The sequence below is a fragment of the Pseudoalteromonas sp. SWYJ118 genome (assembly GCF_015864505.1).
Classification (GTDB): Bacteria; Pseudomonadota; Gammaproteobacteria; order Enterobacterales; family Alteromonadaceae; genus Pseudoalteromonas; species Pseudoalteromonas arctica.
The window spans coordinates 14,052-33,382 of record NZ_JADYXC010000011.1; the positions used below are offsets into that span (position 1 = coordinate 14,052).

The window sequence follows — 19,331 nt, forward strand, 5'->3', positions numbered from 1 at the left end:
CAAACTCATTAAACGTAATTCAAATGGAATTGTAATGAGTAATAGCTTTAAAGAATCAGATGAGTGGTTGGCACTTCTTAGTCTATTAAGACAAGGGTTAGAAGATAAAGCCTTTCAACCTATTCTTTGGGTTGGTGCCGGTTTATCTGTTCCTGCTGGTTATCCAACAACAAGTAAGTTGATAGAATCAATACAAAGCAAAAGCTTAAAACCACTTCCTGACTTTTCTCCCGATGATATTACTTTTCCAATAGAATCTATAAATCGTTCATTTACACTATGGGTTAAAAATTTCGCCACTATTAATGGTTATGGTAGATTGAATAAAGCACTTTCCGGAATATTCACACCATTAAGAAGTGAGCCTACGTCAACTCATTTAGCATTAGTAACAAACCCTTGGAAAAGTGTTTTTACTACTAACTATGATAATTTATTGGAAGTGGCTTTCGAAAGGAAACAGCTTAGTTTCAATTTAGTAACTTATGAGAGCAATTATGGGTTAGAGCAAAGCGACTTAATTTCTCTTTATAAAATTCATGGTAGTGTAAATAATATACGGGAGTGGACTCTGGATGAGCAAAGCTATTTAGATTTTGCAGATAAGTACCCATTCATAGATGCAAAGCTAAAGTCTATTTTGTTTCCTCACTCAATTGTTTATGTTGGCTGTTCGATGTTAGATCCTAGAGTTATTAAATGGTATCAATTTTGTGAAGAAAAAAACTTATCAAGCCAACTTGAATATTCAATTGTAATTATACGAAAAAATGACTGGGATGCTCTCCCTAAAGAACTAATACAACTTTATATTAAATCTAATATACATCCATTGTTTTTTAAAGACTTTGATGAGCTACCTAATCTATTTGAGAGTATTAATAATGAGCTTAGTTCGAGTAAAAAAACAGTATCTGATAGCGAAGAACTAGTTAAGTTAAGTATCGAGGAAACTCGGGAAAGAGAGCAGGAGTTATTAGCTGATTTACTCTATGATAAAGTTTCGCCTACTATAATCGAAATAATAGCTTCTATTTGGTTACAAGTTCCTAAAAATATTAGATACACAGATTATTTAAGAACACTAGGAGGGGCAAAAACTAAAAGTAAAGGTGAAATAGCATTTAAAAGTTTATTAGATGATTTTGTTGAGCTTTGCGAGAAATTAATAGGCTCTAAGCTCGAGTTTCAAGATGTAGAAAAAGTTTTTCTACATCTTGAGCTTAGCTTGGGTAAATATTTCCCATCATATGAATCGTTAGAAAGGGTTGCCTTTGATCCACATTCTTTATTTGGTTCACTACAATTACTTACAGCTGAAGAAGGCAGTTTTTGTGATGATCCAAGTATAACTTTGGTTTTCAACAATATTTTAAAAGAATGTTGTGAACTTATAATTGATTGCAGCCAAGCATTACCATCATGGACTAAAGAAAATTTAGACTCCCAACTTAATGATCAAAAGCTTTTATTTGGAAACCTTAGAGAAGAATTAGAAAGATGGAAAGAAAATAGCTTAAATGAGGTTGATGAAATAGTTTTAATTGAAGATGAATATAGGCGTGCTATAGCAAGGCGCTTTGATGAGCTAAAGATTTTTGGTCTCACCTTTGGCAAAAGAACAAGAAAATATCAATTGAGCGTAGCTTATATTTCGCTAACAACAGAAACGGACTCTAGTACTTCAGAAAATAATACGGTTATGTCTACGAGTGAAGCTCTTACATGTTACAACAAACTTGTCATCTTGGGTGAAGCTGGTCAAGGAAAAACGACTTTACTGCAATGGTTAATTGTTCAGTGTGGTCGGCGTTCATTTGAAAATGAGCAAGCGTATTTCAATGAAAAAGTACCTGTTTTAATTCAATTAAGATCTATTTTGGGTAAGGGGGCTTTACCTGAGGAGTTAGATTTTTATGAATTTATGGCTACGGGAATTAAAATTGAAAGTACACATCTAGAATGGATAGAAAGTATTCTAGAAAAGAAACTTGGCATCATAATGATAGACGGTTTTGATGAGGTACCTCAGGAGCAAAGGAAGCAAGTACTTGAGTGGATTGATAGGCTTTGCAGTCGCTATGATGGTAATCAATTTATACTTACATCTCGTCCTTCAGCTTATGAAAATACGTCATTGGAGCATTTAGGTTTCAATGTGATCCAATTACAGACAATGGATAGGAAAGCTCAATCTGATTTTGTTGAACATTGGCATAATGCAATAGCTTTAGAATACGATAAAACAAAGCCACAAGCTTTGATACACGAAGCAACTAGTTTACTGGATAAACTTAGCCAGCAAAAAGTATTAAGAAACCTAGCTCAAAACCCCTTGTTGTGTGGTGTCTTATGTATGCTGCACCATGATAGAAGTGGTTATTTACCAAAAGATAAAACCGATCTATACGAGTCTACGTGTCGTTTATTTCTCGATAGTAGAGACCGTGAAAAGAAAGTGTTAGAAACAGATAAATTTACCTTATTAGATATTCGAAATAAAGAATCGTTCTTATCAGATATAGCCTTTTGGATGACAATAAATGGTAAAACTTCTATATCACCCAAAGATTTAAAGTATAGACTTGAATCTAAATGTAAGGATATGCCTAGTTTATGGAAAAGAGTTACTCCTGATGAGCTCGAGTTATTCTTTTTAGAGCGAAGTGGTCTACTAGTTCAGGTAGGTATAAATGAAATACAATTTACACATAGAACATTTCAAGAATTTTATACTGCTAAGTACATAATATCTGAAAATGATAATAGTGTATTATTAAGTAATGCTGGAAACGATTATTGGAATGGGACTATTCAGCTTGCTGTAGGTTTAAGAACTTCAAAAACAGAAAATGAAAAATATCTCACAGAGTTATTAGTTAAGGCTAATTATTTTGAGACGAATCAAGATTCAAACTCTGCAATATCCCTTTACTTGTTGGTTTTAAGCTGTCAAGAAAGTATGAGAGAAATAACTCCCCATTTTTCTGGTAAGTTAAAAGCTATCATCAAAAAAGTAGTACCTCCTCGAACCGCAAAAGTTAGGGATGCATTGGCATCTGCAGGAGATATAGCAGTTAGATATCTTGTGAGGCCAAAAAGTAGGCAATCAATTGTTAAAGATCATTACTCTGCTTTAGCACTAATTAAAATATCAACCCCAGATGCGTATATAACTTTAAAGGATTACTTCAAAGATAACAGAGACTCATACATCCAAAAGTTATGTAATGATATAAAAAAAATGGATCCTGAAGTAATCAAAGAATCAAACTTGGTTGAAGCTATTACTGAGGATGGTATAGAGTATTATCCTCAGCCTTTTAGGACGATGTTAGCTTTCTTAATGCAAGATAGTTCGTTAATTGAAGACAGTATAAAGCTTGATGATTTATTGAGTTATGAACAAGCATGGAAGTTATCTCAAGGAGTAATTCCTTTCGAAAAACTAAATAAAAGTGGTGTAACACATCTTGAATTAGCTTATTGTCATATGCAGGATTTAAGCTTTTTGAATGACTTTGGTGAGCTTATAAGCTTAAATTTAAATTGGTCAACTATTCGTAAATTTCCGCAATTAGATGAATTGAAAAATCTTAAAAGCCTTGAACTTAGAAATACAAGGATAATTGACTTAGATACTATTTCTGAACTGAGTAAATTATCAAGTTTAGAAAATTTAATAATAGAAGGTTCGTCATTTAAAGATATTACATTTATTTCTAATATGAAACGTCTAAAAAGACTAGTGATAAATAAAGTAAATGTCCATGATTTATCCCCGTTGAATGCTTTGCTAGAACTAGAAGAAGTAAGTTTTTCTAGATGTAAGATAAATGATTTTAATTTTATAGCTAGTTCGAAAAAATTAAACGCTTTAAAATTAATGTTTGTTAGTGTGAATGAGCTATCAACATTGTCTTCTTTGCACAATTTGAAAGAACTATACTTAATCTCCACCTATGTACCTAATTTCGATTTTTTAGAGCAATTATCATCTTTGGAGAAAATTAGTATTGTTTCAAGTAACCTTCCGAGTAAATCAATTGATTTATCCTTTTTGTCAAGTCTCTATAATTTAAAGTTTATATCTTTAAACCGATTAAGAATAAAAGATATATCAGCTTTAGCTTTGCTTAAAAGTGTGGAGGAGTTGAATCTTTCAGGAAATTTAATTGATAACATTCAGCCATTAAAAAATTTCTCAACTCTTAAAAAGCTTAACTTAATGAATAATCAGATTAATGATATAAGAGCTCTAAGAAGACTAAATTCATTAAAAGAGTTAGACTTATCAAAAAATAAAATAGTTAATGTTTCCCCCCTCAAATCGCTAAATAATCTGAATATGTTAAATATATCATCCAATAATATTAATGATATAACGCCCCTAAAAAATATTACTACGTTAAATACATTAGAGCTTGGCAATAACGATATCAACAATGTTGCTTCTATTTCTGATTTGGTTAATATTGAGCGCCTTACTGTAAGTTACACAAAAGTGACAACATTAAATGGACTTGAGAAGTTAGTTAAACTCGAATATATAGAATTGCATGGACTAGTTGATGGTGGGGTTAATGTTACTCCTATACTAAACCATCCAAGTTTACGTTTCGTGGAAGTTGGGTTCAGGAACGTGAAAAAATACGCTAAGCTTGATTTTAAATCGAAGCCATACATTTTTTAATGGCGCAAATTAATTCATATTTGCGCCATTAAATTGACTACGCTTTATTCATCAATTGAGCGTAGTAGGGCGTTTATGCCTACTTTTTCACGTGTTTGTTTGTCTACTTTTTTCACGATGATTGCAGCGTAAAGGCTGTGTGTGCCATCTTTTGACGGTAGTGCACCTGGTACAACTACAGCACCTGCTGGTACGCGGCCGTAGTGAATTTCGCCAGTTTCACGGTCGTAAATACGGGTGCTTTGGCTGATGTAAACGCCCATTGAAATTACTGCGCCTTCTTCAACAATTACGCCTTCAACAATTTCAGAACGTGCGCCAATAAAGCAGTTGTCTTCAATGATGGTTGGGTTAGCTTGTAGAGGCTCTAAAACGCCGCCTATGCCAACGCCACCTGATAAATGTACGTTCTTACCAATTTGTGCACATGAGCCTACAGTCGCCCATGTATCAACCATGGTGCCGTCGTCAACATATGCGCCAATGTTTACGTACGATGGCATAAGTACGACGTTTTTACCTACAAAGCTGCCTTTACGCGCTACTGCGTTTGGCACTACGCGCATACCGCCTTGCTGAAATTGCTCTGGCGTGTAGTCGCTAAATTTAAGCGGTACTTTGTCGTAAAACTGGTTTACGCCGTCGTTCATTGGTTGGTTGTCGCGAATACGAAACGACAGTAAGACTGCTTTTTTAAGCCACTGGTGTACAACCCATTCACCTGATATTTTTTCGGCAACGCGTGCTGCGCCGCTATCAAGTAGATCAAGTGCGTCGATAATAGCTTGTTTTACGTCGCTTGATACTGTGCTTGGGCTAATGCTATCGCGGTTGTCCCATGCGTTTTCGATCATCGTTTTTAAATCTGACATGTGTGTCCTCTATTCTGTTTCGGCGTTGAATTTTTTACGTAATGCCTGATGAATTTTTGCTTGTTCTTCATCAGTCAGCGCTTGGTATTCGTTATTAGATACGACAAAGAAATCCTCGGCACGTTCACCTACCGTTGTAATACGGGCAGCGTGAATATGTAGTAAATGCGCTTGGAAAACTTCGGCTATTTTGGTTAGTAAACCTTGTATATCGACGGCTTGAATTTCTATTAAGCTACGGTCTTTGCGTGCATGTGGGCGTAACACAATTTTAGGTTTAATATTAAAATCTTTAAAGCGTTGCGAGCGGCTCTTTTTAAAGCGAATCTTTTTACGCGGATCGCTTAGTGCTTGCTCAAGCCCACGTTTAATTGATTGCGCTCGACCACTTGCAATAGGGTCGCCACTTACTTCAAGTATTACAAAGCTAAACAAGACGTAACCGTCTTTTGTGGTCAGTACTTGCGCATGTTGTATTTGCGCTTTTTTAGAGCCAATCACACTTACCAATCGGGCAAACAGTGGGCCAGAGTAGGGGCTGTATACAAATACTTGTGTGCCACCATGCATAGCTTTGTTAGATACAACAACACTTGGCTGGCTTAAGTCTGTGCTACTTAATAAATGCTCACTTTGCCATGATATTTGCTGTTCGCTGAAGGCGGTAAAGTAGTTGGCTTTAAAGCGGCTCCAAATTAAATCAATTTTTTCCTCTTGATAACCCAGATTTATTAAGCGTTGTTTAGCTTGGTGCTTTTTATCGCGAATCTGGTCGCGTTGATCCATTGGGTTTTCGAGCCCTAGGCGCAAAGCGCGCTGCGTGTGTAAGTAGAGCTCACGCAGCAGGGTGTTTTTCCAATCGTTCCATAAGTTGTCGTTGGTTGCACGTATGTCGGCAACGGTTAAACAATATAAGTAGTCGAGTTGGCGCTCTGTTTTAACGCGTGTAGCGAAGTCTTTTATTACAGCAGGGTCGTTAATGTCTTTACGCTGTGCGGTAACCGACATAAGTAAATGGTTACTTACAAGCCATGCAACGAGTTTTGCATCCACCGATGAAAAACCATGTAATTTAGCAAATGCTATTGCGTCAACAGCGCCAAGTTCTGAGTGGTCGCCACCTCGGCCTTTAGCAATGTCGTGAAATATACCGGCTAAATAAAGTAGCTCTGGTTTGTCCATTCGAGTGACTATTTCACTGCAAATAGGAAACTCGCTAATGCCTGTTTTATCAAAATATTCGTAAATGTTTTTGATTAATTTGTGAGTGTGCTCATCTACGGTGTAGGCGTGAAACAAATCAAACTGCATTTGCCCAAATATATTACGCCACTGCGGTAAGTAGGCGGCAAGCATGCCGTGCTTGTGCATGAGCGTAAATGCGCGGCCCATGCCGTTAGGATGTTTAACTAAGCGTAAAAAGGCTTCGCGACAGGCTGCGTAATCTTGCAAATCGCCCAATAAACGACGGCGCACTTGGCGAATAGTACGAATAGTACTTGGGTAAATATGCGTTATTGCTGGGTTATCGGCTATGTGCTCAAACAATACAAAGAGTTGGTCGCGTCTAAAAAATACCGACGGATCTTTTACGCGTATTTGATGACCTACTTGCTCAAAGTTTCTGTCGAGTTCAATTGCTGCCACAGCACTACTTTCGGGCATTATACTTTGTTCAAAGTATGAAAGTAGCATTTGGTTAAGCTCGCGCACGCGGCTCATTATTCTAAATAAGCGTTTCATCATACGCTCAACGGAGGCTTTGCCGTCGCTACCAAAACCTAAAATTTCGGCAGCTTGCGGTTGATGATCAAACAATAAGCGGTTTTCAGCTCGACCTGCAGCTAAATGCAGTGCAAAGCGAATGTTCCATAGGTTTTCTAGGCACTCAGAAAGCTCTTGAAACTCTTCGTGAGTTAAGTATCCGTGGCTTATTAACTCTTGCAGGGTTTCGGTTCTAAAATGCTTTTTTGCCACCCAAATAATAGTTTGTAAGTCGCGCAGACCACCGGGGTTTTCTTTAATGTTTGGCTCAAGATTATACGCTGTGCCGTGGCACTTTCTGTGGCGTAAGTTTTGTTCTTGAACTTTGGCAGTAAAAAATTCACCTGAGCGCCATACTGGCGTTTCAAGAATATGCATTTTGAGTTTTTCAAACTCAATGTGGTTACCAAAAATAAGGCGGCTTTCGAGCAAGCTGGTGGCAAAAGTAACGTCTTCACGTTTTTGCTCAATGGCTTGTTCTATCGTACGCACGCTGTGACCAATCTCTAAGTTGAGATCCCATAGCATGGTGACAAACTGGCCTATTTTTTCGCATATTTCTTCGCTTGGCGGTTTAGTTACAAGCAATAAAAAGTCGATGTCGGAGTAGGGATGTAGCTCACCACGTCCGTATCCGCCTACCGCTATTAATGCTAAATCAGGTTCGCGCGCTAAGTCGTAAACATGAAAAAGCTTAATGAGTAGGCGGTCAATAAACTCAGCCCGGGCATTAATTAAATTCCCAACCGGTTGTTTAGAGAATTCGTTATGTAACCATTTATAAAAATAGCTAGAACAATCGCGATAATCACTAAGTTGCTCTGCATCGCTAAGCAACTTTTTTACTTTGTTGGGTAATGCCACGTGGGCTGGCTCCTTGTTGAACCTTTCACACGGATAAGAATTTTCTTATCAAGTGTTTCGGTTTTATTAGTGTTCTATGATCCGCTCGATAGTATCATCTGATCGTAGCGTTAAAATTTCAACACCATTTTCAGTCACTAATAAAGTATGTTCCCACTGCGCAGACAAACTACGGTCGCGTGTTACTACTGTCCAATCATCTTTAAGAAGCTTACATTGGCGTTTACCCGCATTAACCATAGGTTCAATAGTTAAACACATACCTGCTTTTAAGGCCTCGCCGGTACCGGCTTTACCGTAATGCATTATTTGTGGTTCTTCATGAAATCCTGCGCCGATACCGTGGCCGCAATATTCACGTACAATTGAGTAGTTAAAGCTCTCTGCATATTTTTGAATTGCTGAGCCAATATCACCCAAGCGCACACCTGGTTTTACCATTTTAATAGCAAGGTATAAGCTTTCTTGTGTTACTTCTGCAAGACGCTTAGCTTGAATGTTTGGTGTACCAACGTGGAACATTTTAGATGTGTCGCCGTGGTAACCATCTTTAATGACAGTTACGTCGATATTTACACTGTCGCCTTCTTTTAATGCTTTGTCATTTGGAATTCCGTGACAAATAACATGATTAACTGACGTACAAACTGATTTTGGAAAGCCATGATAATTTAACGGAGCAGGGATTGCTTGTTGCACATTAACAATATAATCATGACAAAGTGTATTTAGCTCATCGGTGGTAACACCTGGCACTACATGAGGGCCGATCATTTCAAGTACATCGGCCGCTAAGCGCCCAGCTACGCGCATTTTCTCTATTTCTTCAGGGGTCTTGATAATAGCGCTCATTGAGGCTCCAAAGTTGAGTTTTTAACATTTATCGTCGAACAAATTTTGCACGCGACGTTGAGTATTTAATTTTAATATGGTATAAAGCGCGCCGTCTTTTTACAAATAAATTCTTAAATGATTTTTTGTATTTAAGGCAAACACAATTTTATTTTAACACACACACGTATCGTCACATACACTTGGGTGCATTTGAAGTTTAATTACTTCGGTGTTGGTGCTATGGGATATGTGGAGGCCTAACCCTAAACAACTATAGAGGATCTATAAAATGGCAAACGTTTCAATGCGCGATATGCTTCAAGCTGGTGTTCACTTTGGTCACCAAGCTCGTTACTGGAACCCTAAGATGAAGCCTTTCATCTTCGGCACACGTAACCGTGTACATATCATCAACCTTGAGCAAACTGTACCAATGTTCAACGACGCACTTAAGTTTTTATCAAGTGCTGCAGCAAACAAAGGTAAAGTTCTTTTCGTTGGTACTAAGCGCGCAGCAAGCGACGCAGTTAAATCAGCTGCTTTAGAAAGCGACCAGTTCTTCGTAAATCACCGTTGGTTAGGTGGTATGTTGACTAACTGGAAAACTGTACGTCAATCAATCAAGCGTCTTAAAGACCTTGAAGCACAAAGCCAAGACGGAACTTTCGAGAAATTAACTAAGAAAGAAACGTTAACGCTTAACCGCGAAATGGAAAAGCTTGAAAAGAGCCTTGGTGGTATCAAAAACATGGGCGGTCTTCCAGACGCGCTTTTCGTTATCGATGCTGACCACGAGCACATTGCTATCCGTGAAGCTAACAACCTAGGTATTCCAGTTGTTGCAATCGTAGATACTAACTCTAACCCAGACGGTGTTGATTACATCGTACCTGGTAACGATGATGCTATCCGTGCTGTAAGCCTTTACACTAGCGCTGTTGCAGCTGCTATTACTGAAGGCCGCGAGAATAACATCGTTGCTCAAGCTGAGAAAGACGATTTCGTTGAAGCTGAGTAATTAGCTGTCATCAAGTCTTCATCTTTTTAAGGTGAAGACTTGCTATTCTTGTCGAGCGGGTAACCCGCTTATCTAACCTGATTTCAGATTTGAGGATTTACTAATGGCTGTAACTACTGCCCTAGTTAAAGAATTACGCGAGCGCACAGGCGCTGGCATGATGGATTGTAAAAAAGCGTTAACTGAGACTGATGGCGACATCGAGTTAGCGATTGAAAACATGCGTAAAAGTGGCGCTGCTAAAGCTGCTAAAAAAGCAGGTAACATTGCTGCTGAAGGTACTATCATCATCAAGCAAAACGCGGGTGTTGCAGTACTAGTAGAAGTTAACTGTCAAACTGATTTCGTTGCAAAAGACGTAAGCTTCTTAGCATTTGCTAATAAAGTTGCTGACGCTGCAATTGCTGACACTATCTCTATCGAAGACTTACAAGCTAAGTTTGAAGAAGACCGTGTTGAGCTAGTTACTAAAATTGGCGAAAACATCAATGTACGTCGTTTACAGTATGTAACTGGTGAAAACCTAGTTGAGTACCGTCATGGCGATCGTATCGGTGTTGTTGTTGCGGGTGTTGCTGATGAAGAAACACTTAAGCACGTTGCAATGCACGTTGCTGCATCTAGCCCTGAATACTTAACACCTTCAGATGTACCAGCCGATGTTGTTGCTAAAGAAAAGCAAGTACAAATCGAAATCGCGATGAATGAAGGCAAGCCTGCTGAAATCGCTGAGAAGATGGTTGTTGGCCGCATGAAAAAATTCACTGGTGAGGTTTCTCTTACTGGTCAAGCTTTCATCATGGAGCCTAAGAAAACTGTTGGCGATATTCTTAAAGAGAAAAACGCAACAGTTACTAGCTTCGTACGTGTAGAAGTTGGTGAAGGTATCGAGAAGAAAGAAGAAGATTTTGCTGCTGAAGTTGCTGCTCAAATTGCTGCTGCTAAAGCTAAGTAAGATTACTATTTGTGAAGGATAATGAAATTAGATGCAATTAAAGTACTATTTGGTTTTGCTTCGCAGCTAGAAATTCTTTAAAATAACCGCGCTTTTATGTTTAACATAAGCGCGGTTATTTTTTATCCATAATTCAATAAAAGTTGGCCCCAATACTATGACTATCAATCGCAAACCTATTTTTAGACGTGTTCTTCTCAAATTAAGTGGTGAAGCTTTAATGGGAGACGAAGGCTTCGGCATCGATCCTAAAGTTTTAGACCGTATGGCACAAGAAATTAAAGAGCTAGTAGAGCTCGACGTAGAAGTGGGTTTAGTTATTGGTGGAGGTAACTTTTTACGCGGTGGATCACTTGCAGAAGCAGGTATGAATCGCGTAGTAGGCGATCACATGGGTATGCTTGCAACTGTTATGAACGGCCTTGCAATGCGTGATGCGCTACACCGTGCATTTGTAAATTGTCGTCTTATGTCGGCTATTCCGCTTAATGGTGTATGTGACGCTTATAACTGGGCTGAAGCAATTAGTTTATTGAAAACTGGTCGCGTAGTCATTTTTGCAGCGGGTACTGGTAACCCATTTTTTACTACCGATTCTGCAGCATGTTTACGCGGTATCGAAATTGAAGCGGATACAGTAATTAAAGCGACTAAGGTTGATGGCGTATACAGTGATGACCCTGTTAAAAACCCAGATGCGACGCTTTATACCCACTTAAGCTACAATGAAATCATTGAAAAAGAATTAAAAGTTATGGATTTAGCGGCATTTACTCTAGCCCGCGATCACAATATGCCATTGAGCGTATTTAACATGAATAAATCAGGCGCGCTAAAACGCGTAATTATGGGTGAAGAAGAAGGTACACTTATTTCTTCACAAGCCTCAGATGAAATAATCAAATAATTAGGATTAAACCGTGATTAACGATATTCAAAAAGACGCGCAAGCGCGCATGCAAAAAAGTGTAACTGCACTAGGTAGCCAATTATCTAAAATTCGTACTGGCCGTGCACATCCTGCAATCCTAGATGGCATTATGGTGTCGTACTACGGTGCACCAACGCCTTTAAACCAAGTTGCTAACGTAACAATTGAAGATTCTCGTACACTTGCTATTGGTGTATTTGATAAGTCTTTAGCGCAAGCTGTTGAAAAAGCAATTATGGCATCTGACTTAGGTTTAAACCCTATGTCGGCAGGTACTGTTATTCGCGTACCACTTCCTCCACTTACAGAAGAGCGTCGTAAAGACCTAATCAAAATTGTACGTGGCGAAGTTGAAGGCGGTCGTGTTGCTATTCGTAACATTCGTCGTGATGCTAATGGCGATGTAAAGGGTTTATTAAAAGATAAAGACATATCTGAAGATGAAGCGCGTCAATCGGATGATGCGATTCAAAAGCTTACTGATAAGTTTATTAAAGAAATGGATACTTTATTAGCTGCTAAAGAAACAGAATTGATGGAAATCTAAACAGCTAATTTTATTAGTTTTGAAACGCCGTCTAGGGTATACTAGGCGGCGTTTTTTTATGGAATACTCGATATTTATGGTTCTAGATGCTGACACAATTTCACAGCAATGTTTACCCAAACATGTTGCTATCATCATGGATGGGAACGGACGTTGGGCGCAAGCTAGAAATAGACCTCGTGTGTATGGGCATAAAAAAGGCGTAGACGCAGTTCGTCAATCTGTTCAGTTTTGTACTAAATTAGGGATACAATCGTTAACCTTATTTGCTTTTAGTAGTGAAAACTGGCGCCGCCCTGAAGACGAAGTAAACACTTTAATGGAGCTTTTCTTATTTGTTTTAACAAAGGAAGTTAAAAAGCTTCATAAAAACAATGTAAAACTGACCATTATTGGAGACTTATCACGATTTTCTGAAGGATTACGTAGCAAGGTAGACGCTGCGCATAAGCTGACTGAAAATAACACCGGGTTGCGTTTAAATGTTGCAGCTAATTACGGTGGTCGTTGGGATGTTGCCAATGCGGCAAAACAACTTGCTTTGCAAGTTGCGCAGGGCACACTAAACGCAGAAGATATTACAGAAGAGCGCTTAGCACAGCATATGAGCATGGCAGATCAGGCTGAACCTGATTTACTTATTCGCACTGGTGGCGATGTTCGTATTAGTAATTTTTTACTATGGCAAGTTGCTTATGCAGAACTTTACTTTACCGAGACACTTTGGCCAGATTTTAATGAAGCAGCATTTGCTGAGGCCATTGCGTGTTACGTTGCCAGAGAGCGACGTTTTGGTTGTACGGGCGAACAAATAAAACAATTACTCGCTCAAACCTAAATAGAATAAGGGTCACATTTTGTTAAAACAACGAATTTTAACCTCTCTAGTGCTAGCTCCATTAGCATTGGCTTTGGTTTTTTATACACCGCTTACGTTATTTAGTTACTTTGCTGGTGCAATTGTATTATTAGGCGCATGGGAATGGTCTGCATTTATGGGCCTTTGCGACAAGCTTAAACGTGCTGCCTTTGTTGTGTTTATTGGCGCTTTACTTGCCTTGCTTAATTTACATTGGCCTATTGAATCATTATGGGAAAATGGCAAGCTAGTCGGTGATGCAAACTACGTATTTACGCTTTCGTTTGCTTGGTGGATTGTTGCTAGCTATTTAATTTGGCGCTACCCAGAAATGGCTAAAGCGTGGAATGAAGGCCTAGTTATGCGCGGCATTGCAGGGCTACTCACGCTTGTACCGCTATGGCTTGCTCTAAATACACTACGTAGCGCGCAATATGCTGAATCAACTCATTTTGGTTCGGTGCTAATTTTAGTGGTACTCGGTATTGTATGGAGCGCAGATGTGGGGGCTTACTTTACGGGTAAAAGTTTTGGTAAACATAAGTTAATGCCTAAAGTAAGCCCTAATAAAACAATTGAAGGGTTAGCAGGCGGTGTAGTCGCTTCTATTATTTTTGTATTAGCATTTTGTCACTTTACCGATGTTGATTTAGTTGTATGGCCTGTGTACGCGATAATGACAGCATTTATTGCGTTGTTTTCTGCGGTAGGTGATTTACTGGAAAGCATGTTTAAACGTGAAGCTGGTTTAAAAGATAGCGGTCGATGTTTACCAGGACACGGCGGTATTTTAGATAGAATTGACAGCTTAACGGCTGCTGCTCCAATGTTTGTTATGTGCTATGCGTGGACTCTTAGTTTATGAGCCAAAAGCAATTGCTGGTTATTTTAGGCGCAACGGGCTCAATTGGTTTAAGTACACTTGATGTTGTGTCGCGCAATAAAGAGTTATTTGATGTTTTTGTTTTGGCTGCAGGACAAAATGCAAAGAAAATGGCGGAGTTGTGTATTGAACATGAACCGCTTTATGCGATTATGGCTAACCAGCAGGCCGCAGAGCAATTATCTGCGTATTTAGCTAATACTCAGTGCCAAACTCTTGTTATGCACGGTGAGCAAGCAATGAGTGACTTATGTGCTCATCCTGATGTTGACATTGTAATGTCGGCAATTGTAGGTGCAGCTGGTTTACTACCCACATTAAGTGCTGTTGAAGCGGGTAAAAAAGTACTACTAGCTAATAAAGAATCTTTAGTTATGTCAGGTCAGTTGTTTATTGATAAAGTTAAACAACATAAAGCCACTTTGCTGCCAATAGATAGCGAACATAATGCAATTTTTCAATGCCTACCGTCTTCGTTACAAAATGCCAAAGGCGATCAAAAACTACAGCAACATGGCGTAAGTAAAATTTTGCTTACCGGCTCTGGTGGCCCATTTTTAACGCGTGATATAAATACGTTAAAAGATGTAACCGTAAGTGAAGCCGTTGCACACCCTAACTGGTCGATGGGTCAAAAAATATCAGTAGATTCCGCAACTATGATGAACAAAGGTTTAGAGTTTATTGAAGCTAAGTGGTTATTCAATTGTGATGCGAGTGATATTGATGTGGTTATTCATCCACAAAGTATCATTCATTCAATGGTGCAGTACCACGATGGTTCTATTTTAGCGCAAATGGGTAACCCCGATATGCGCACGCCAATTGCCCATGCACTTGCGTATCCTGAGCGAATTAATGCGGGTGTTAAACCGTTAAACTTCTCTGAAATTTGTGATTTTTCGTTTACTAAACCTGATTTTTCTCGTTATCCAAATTTACAATTAGCGATTGATGCGTGTAGTGCAGGGCAGGGCGCGACAACAACGGTTAATGCAGCAAATGAAATAGCTGTGGGCGCATTCTTAAACGGTAAAATTGGTTTTACCGATATATACAAAATAAATGCACAGACGCTAGAAGCTGCAACTTACACCAATGTGCAAAGCCTAGATGAAATTTTAGAGTGTGATAAATTAGCGCGTATTAGCGCTTCAGAATTTATAACAAAAGTGGCGCATTAATATGTTTGATTTTTTTTGGAATCTTGGCTCATTTATTTTAGCGCTTGGTATTTTAGTGGCCATACATGAATATGGCCATTTTTGGGTTGCACGAAAAATGGGCGTTAAAGTGCTGCGTTTTTCAATTGGTTTTGGTAAGCCACTGTTAAAATGGCATGACAAATATAATACCGAATACGTGATTGCCGCTATTCCATTAGGTGGTTATGTAAAAATGCTTGATGAGCGAGTTGATGACGTACCAGCAAATCAACGCCACTTGTCGTTTAACTCTAAATCTGTACAAGCGCGTATTGCTATTGTTGCTGCGGGACCAATGGCTAACTTTTTGTTTGCCATTTTTGCTCTTGCGGTGATGTATATGGTAGGTGTGCAATCGGTTAAGCCAGTTGTTGGCAGCATAACCGAAGGCAGTCGCGCAGAGCAGGCGGGCATTATGCCTTCTCAACATATTATAAAAATTGGTGATGATGACATAACGACATGGCAAGATGCCACATTTGCGCTTATGTCTAACTTAGGCGAAGAAAGCGTTGAAGTTATTGTTCGTGATAAAAACCTTCAACCACGCGTTAAAACGCTTAATTTAGAGGGTTGGAAGCTTGACCAGCGAGACGTACCACCACTGAGTTCGTTAGGTATTGTGCCATTTAGACCTCAAGCAACTTTAACAATTGCCGCCGTAACTAAAGACTCAGCCGCAGAACACGCTAATTTACAAGTTAACGACACAATTTTGGCTGTAAACGGTGAAACAATAAGCAATTGGCAGCAATTAGTTAATCTTATTACGCAATCAGCTAACAAATCTTTACAATTTAGTGTAAAAAGACAAGATACTATACAAGCCATTACAGTTACCCCTAAAGGGCGCATTGATAATAACGGTATTGAGCAAGGCTTTTTAGGTGTTGCTCCTGTTGTACAGCAATGGCCTGATGGCTATGTAGAGACAAGGCATTACGGCCCGCTCGATAGTATTGTGCGAGGCACAAAAGAAACTTGGCGCTTAATTACACTCAGTTTTGACATGATTGGTAATTTAATTACAGGCCAGGTTTCGGTTAAAAATTTAAGTGGTCCTGTGGGCATTGCAGTAGGCGCTGGAACTAGCGTAAGCTATGGGTTAGTGGCCTTTTTAAGCTTTTTAGCCTTAATAAGCGTTAACTTGGGTGTATTTAATTTATTACCCTTACCAGTGCTTGATGGCGGACACTTAATGTATTACATAATTGAACTTTTTCGTAAAAAGCCGGTCTCTGAAAAGACACAAGAGTTTGGTTTTAAAGTGGGTGCCTTGTTGCTCATTTTTCTAACATGTTTCGCTTTGTTCAATGATGTATCGCGTTTGTAGTTACAGCGTGGCAAATTACTAATTAGAACACGATTGTAAAGCACCACTAGTAAGGTGTTATGCGGTAATACAGTTGTAAAGGATAAAGATAATAAAATGGCTATAAAAAAACATTTGGCAATAACAAGTTTATTGGGTGCAAGTTTTGCAGCCCTAGGCCAAAACTCCTTTATTGTTGAAGACCTGAAAGTTGAAGGTTTGCAGCGCGTAGCACTTGGTGCAGCGCTAACACATATTCCTATTAACGTAGGCGATAATGTTGATGACTATACGATTTCAAAAACAATAAAGTCACTTTATCGTTCTGGGCACTTTGATAACATAAAAGCACTTCGTGATGGCAACAACGTTATTTTTAAAGTAACGGAACGTCCTACCATCAGCTTTATTGAGTTTGAAGGCAATAAAGACATTAAAGACGAGCAGCTTAATGAGTCTCTTGATCAGCAAGATATTCGCCAAGGTGAACCACTTGATAAAACCGTTATCGATAGTATCGAAAAAGGCTTAGTTGAGTTTTTCCACAGTATTGGTAAATACAACGCTAAAGTAGATATCAGTATTACTAAGCTGCCACGTAACCGCGTTAAACTTAAGTTAGAGTTTGATGAAGGTGATGCTGCTTCTATCCGCCAAATTAACTTAGTGGGTAATGAACTTTTTTCTAATGAAGAGCTTCTTAAACTTGCTGAATCGCAGCAAGATTTACCTTGGTGGCAGTTTATGGGTAGCGACCGTTACCAAAAGCAAACCATTGAAGGCGATTTAGAAAAAATTCGTAGTTATTATTTAGACCGTGGTTACCTGCGTTTTAATATCGACTCAACGCAAGTTTCAGTGAGCCCTGAACGTGAATCGGTTTACGTTACAGCTAACTTAACTGAAGGCGTAAAATATAAAGTTAAAGGTTTTGACTTTATTGGTGACTTGCTTGGCCGTGAAGACTTAATTAAAAGTGTTATCCCACTTAGAGCGGGTGAGCTTTATAACGGTTCTGTAGTTACTTCATCTGAAGAGTTTATTAAAAGCTACTTAGCACGTTTTGGTTACGCTAATGCTGAAGTGCGTACAATTCCAGAAATTGACGACGAAAAGCAAGAAGTACAATTAACACTATCGGTTAATCCAGGTAAGCGTGTATACGTTCGTCGTATTATTGTTGGTGGTAACCAAAATACGGCAGATGAAGTACTTCGTCGTGAAATGACACAACTTGAAGGCGCATGGTTATCTAATCAAAACCTTGAGCGTTCAAAACTGCAAATTCAACGTCTACCTTACATGGAAACTGTTGATTTTAACGTAGTGCCTGTACCCGGTGTGGATGACCAAGTAGATGTAGACTTTACTGTAAAAGAGCAATCTGCAGGTAGCTTTAATGCTGGTCTTGCTTATGGTTCTTACTTAGGTCTGCAGTTTAATATTGGTGTAACAGAATCTAACTTTTTAGGCACAGGTAACCAAATTGGTTTAAACCTTAATACGTCTACAGGTTCTGAAAGCTTAAGCTTATCGTACACAGACCCATACTTTACGCCAGATGGTGTATCGCAAGGCAGTAGCATCTTTTACAGAAACTACGATGCAAGTAAATTCAGTCTTGTTGAATATAAATCGAAAAGTTATGGTTTAGGCACAAATATTGGTTTTCCAATTGATGCTGTAAATCGTGTTAACTTTGGCGCCCGTTGGATTAAAGAAGAGCTTTCGGATATTGCAGAGTACGAGCAAACGCGTGTACTTCGTGAAACATTCTTAGATCCAGATAACCCAGATGCAGGCTTTGACTTTACTAAGTATGAGCTGAGTGTTGGCTGGTCGCGTATCACCGTTAACCGTGGTTTATTCCCAACAGCGGGTTCGCGTCAAACTCTAAACTTAACAGCAACAACGCCTAACTCAGATCTTCAGTACTTTAAACTGAACTACGATTCGCGTTTTTACTGGCCTATATCAAATGACCACCGTTGGGTATTCTCAACGCGTGCAGCACTTGGTTATGGTAATGGTTATGGTTCTACAAACGGGTATGAGCAAACACTTCCATTCCAAGAGTACTTCCGTATAACGGAAATGGAACTACGTGGCTTTGACCGTAATACAATATTACCACGTGCTGTGTCGCGTATACCGCAGTCTATTCCGGGTACGCCAGGTGCAGACGGTACTACAACCGGTAGCATTGGTGGTGCATCAGAATTTGATATTCTAGTGCCACAAGGTCGTATTGGTGGTAATGCCAAAGCAGTGGCAGGTATGGAGCTAATTGTTCCTACACCATTCTTAGATGAAGAAAATACCAGCTCTGTACGTACTAGCTTCTTTGTTGATGCTGCAAACGTATGGGATACTGAGTTTAACGTAGACCGCTATCAAAACTTAGGCGTTGATGAACGTGCTAAATTAGATGACTATTCAGACCCAATGCGTTTTAGGGTTTCAACCGGTCTTTCATTACAATGGATCTCTCCAATGGGTCCAATGCTGATCAGTTTTGCGTATCCATTGCAAAAAGAAGAAGATGACGATACGAAAACCATCAGCTTTAACATTAGTAACACTTTCTAAAGGAG

13 protein-coding genes are annotated in these 19,331 nt (G+C 39.0%); 10 read left to right on the forward strand and 3 right to left on the reverse strand.

Features of this window, described 5'->3' with window-relative positions:
- Nucleotides 1–34: 34 nt before the first annotated feature.
- Nucleotides 35–4,693, forward strand: a complete 4,659-nt coding sequence (locus I6F48_RS11780; protein ID WP_197119484.1) for a leucine-rich repeat domain-containing protein — start codon at nucleotides 35–37, stop codon at nucleotides 4,691–4,693.
- Nucleotides 4,694–4,737: 44 nt separating this feature from the next.
- Here I6F48_RS11780 and dapD read toward each other — a convergent pair whose 3' ends face one another.
- The 3 genes from dapD to map all read right to left on the reverse strand — a co-directional run bounded on the left by dapD (nucleotide 4,738) and on the right by map (nucleotide 9,045).
- Nucleotides 4,738–5,565, reverse strand: coding sequence for a 2,3,4,5-tetrahydropyridine-2,6-dicarboxylate N-succinyltransferase (gene dapD, locus I6F48_RS11785; RefSeq protein ID WP_002958324.1), 828 nt, complete (start codon nucleotides 5,563–5,565; stop codon nucleotides 4,738–4,740).
- Nucleotides 5,566–5,574: 9 nt separating this feature from the next.
- Nucleotides 5,575–8,193 carry a [protein-PII] uridylyltransferase gene (gene glnD, locus I6F48_RS11790; RefSeq protein ID WP_007580974.1) on the reverse strand — a complete coding sequence of 873 codons (2,619 nt, stop codon included), beginning with the start codon at nucleotides 8,191–8,193 and terminating at the stop codon, nucleotides 5,575–5,577.
- A 66-nt stretch (nucleotides 8,194–8,259) separates the two neighbouring features.
- A complete protein-coding gene (map, locus tag I6F48_RS11795) occupies nucleotides 8,260–9,045 on the reverse strand; it encodes a type I methionyl aminopeptidase (protein ID WP_007580976.1) in 786 nt (261 codons plus the stop codon).
- A gap of 271 nt (nucleotides 9,046–9,316) precedes the next feature.
- On the opposite strand from map, the gene rpsB reads away from it, so the two are divergent.
- From rpsB to bamA, 9 genes are all read left to right on the forward strand, one after another.
- Nucleotides 9,317–10,045 (forward strand): 30S ribosomal protein S2, encoded by a 729-nt coding sequence (rpsB, locus tag I6F48_RS11800; protein WP_007580978.1) that lies wholly within the window; start codon nucleotides 9,317–9,319, stop codon nucleotides 10,043–10,045.
- A 103-nt stretch (nucleotides 10,046–10,148) separates the two neighbouring features.
- Nucleotides 10,149–11,000 (forward strand): translation elongation factor Ts, encoded by an 852-nt coding sequence (gene tsf / locus I6F48_RS11805; RefSeq protein WP_007580981.1) that lies wholly within the window; start codon nucleotides 10,149–10,151, stop codon nucleotides 10,998–11,000.
- A 157-nt stretch (nucleotides 11,001–11,157) separates the two neighbouring features.
- The gene (pyrH, locus tag I6F48_RS11810; protein WP_007580982.1) at nucleotides 11,158–11,907 is read left to right on the forward strand and encodes a UMP kinase; all 750 of its coding nucleotides are present in this window, start codon (nucleotides 11,158–11,160) and stop codon (nucleotides 11,905–11,907) included.
- Between the two features lie 49 nt (nucleotides 11,908–11,956).
- The gene (gene frr, locus I6F48_RS11815) at nucleotides 11,957–12,478 is read left to right on the forward strand and encodes a ribosome recycling factor (RefSeq protein ID WP_206008562.1); all 522 of its coding nucleotides are present in this window, start codon (nucleotides 11,957–11,959) and stop codon (nucleotides 12,476–12,478) included.
- A 58-nt stretch (nucleotides 12,479–12,536) separates the two neighbouring features.
- On the forward strand, nucleotides 12,537–13,316 hold the full coding sequence (locus I6F48_RS11820; protein ID WP_007580985.1) for an isoprenyl transferase: 780 nt from the start codon (nucleotides 12,537–12,539) through the stop codon (nucleotides 13,314–13,316).
- A 19-nt stretch (nucleotides 13,317–13,335) separates the two neighbouring features.
- On the forward strand, nucleotides 13,336–14,202 hold the full coding sequence (locus I6F48_RS11825) for a phosphatidate cytidylyltransferase (RefSeq protein WP_007580986.1): 867 nt from the start codon (nucleotides 13,336–13,338) through the stop codon (nucleotides 14,200–14,202).
- Nucleotides 14,199–15,404 (forward strand): 1-deoxy-D-xylulose-5-phosphate reductoisomerase, encoded by a 1,206-nt coding sequence (ispC, locus tag I6F48_RS11830; RefSeq protein ID WP_165739361.1) that lies wholly within the window; start codon nucleotides 14,199–14,201, stop codon nucleotides 15,402–15,404. Before I6F48_RS11825 ends, ispC begins: the two co-directional genes overlap by 4 nt.
- A gap of 1 nt (nucleotide 15,405) precedes the next feature.
- Nucleotides 15,406–16,758 (forward strand): sigma E protease regulator RseP, encoded by a 1,353-nt coding sequence (gene rseP / locus I6F48_RS11835; RefSeq protein WP_010553745.1) that lies wholly within the window; start codon nucleotides 15,406–15,408, stop codon nucleotides 16,756–16,758.
- A gap of 96 nt (nucleotides 16,759–16,854) precedes the next feature.
- A complete protein-coding gene (gene bamA, locus I6F48_RS11840) occupies nucleotides 16,855–19,326 on the forward strand; it encodes an outer membrane protein assembly factor BamA (RefSeq protein ID WP_007580991.1) in 2,472 nt (823 codons plus the stop codon).
- Nucleotides 19,327–19,331 lie beyond the last annotated feature (5 nt).

Coding starts and splice junctions, on each gene's coding strand:
- I6F48_RS11780 (WP_197119484.1), top strand. CDS start 35: ATGAGTAATAGCTTTAAAGAATCAGATGAGTGGTTGGCACTTCTTAGT.
- dapD (WP_002958324.1), bottom strand. CDS start 5,565: ATGTCAGATTTAAAAACGATGATCGAAAACGCATGGGACAACCGCGAT.
- map (WP_007580976.1), bottom strand. CDS start 9,045: ATGAGCGCTATTATCAAGACCCCTGAAGAAATAGAGAAAATGCGCGTA.
- rpsB (WP_007580978.1), top strand. CDS start 9,317: ATGGCAAACGTTTCAATGCGCGATATGCTTCAAGCTGGTGTTCACTTT.
- tsf (WP_007580981.1), top strand. CDS start 10,149: ATGGCTGTAACTACTGCCCTAGTTAAAGAATTACGCGAGCGCACAGGC.
- pyrH (WP_007580982.1), top strand. CDS start 11,158: ATGACTATCAATCGCAAACCTATTTTTAGACGTGTTCTTCTCAAATTA.
- frr (WP_206008562.1), top strand. CDS start 11,957: ATGCAAAAAAGTGTAACTGCACTAGGTAGCCAATTATCTAAAATTCGT.
- I6F48_RS11820 (WP_007580985.1), top strand. CDS start 12,537: ATGGAATACTCGATATTTATGGTTCTAGATGCTGACACAATTTCACAG.
- ispC (WP_165739361.1), top strand. CDS start 14,199: ATGAGCCAAAAGCAATTGCTGGTTATTTTAGGCGCAACGGGCTCAATT.
- rseP (WP_010553745.1), top strand. CDS start 15,406: ATGTTTGATTTTTTTTGGAATCTTGGCTCATTTATTTTAGCGCTTGGT.
- bamA (WP_007580991.1), top strand. CDS start 16,855: ATGGCTATAAAAAAACATTTGGCAATAACAAGTTTATTGGGTGCAAGT.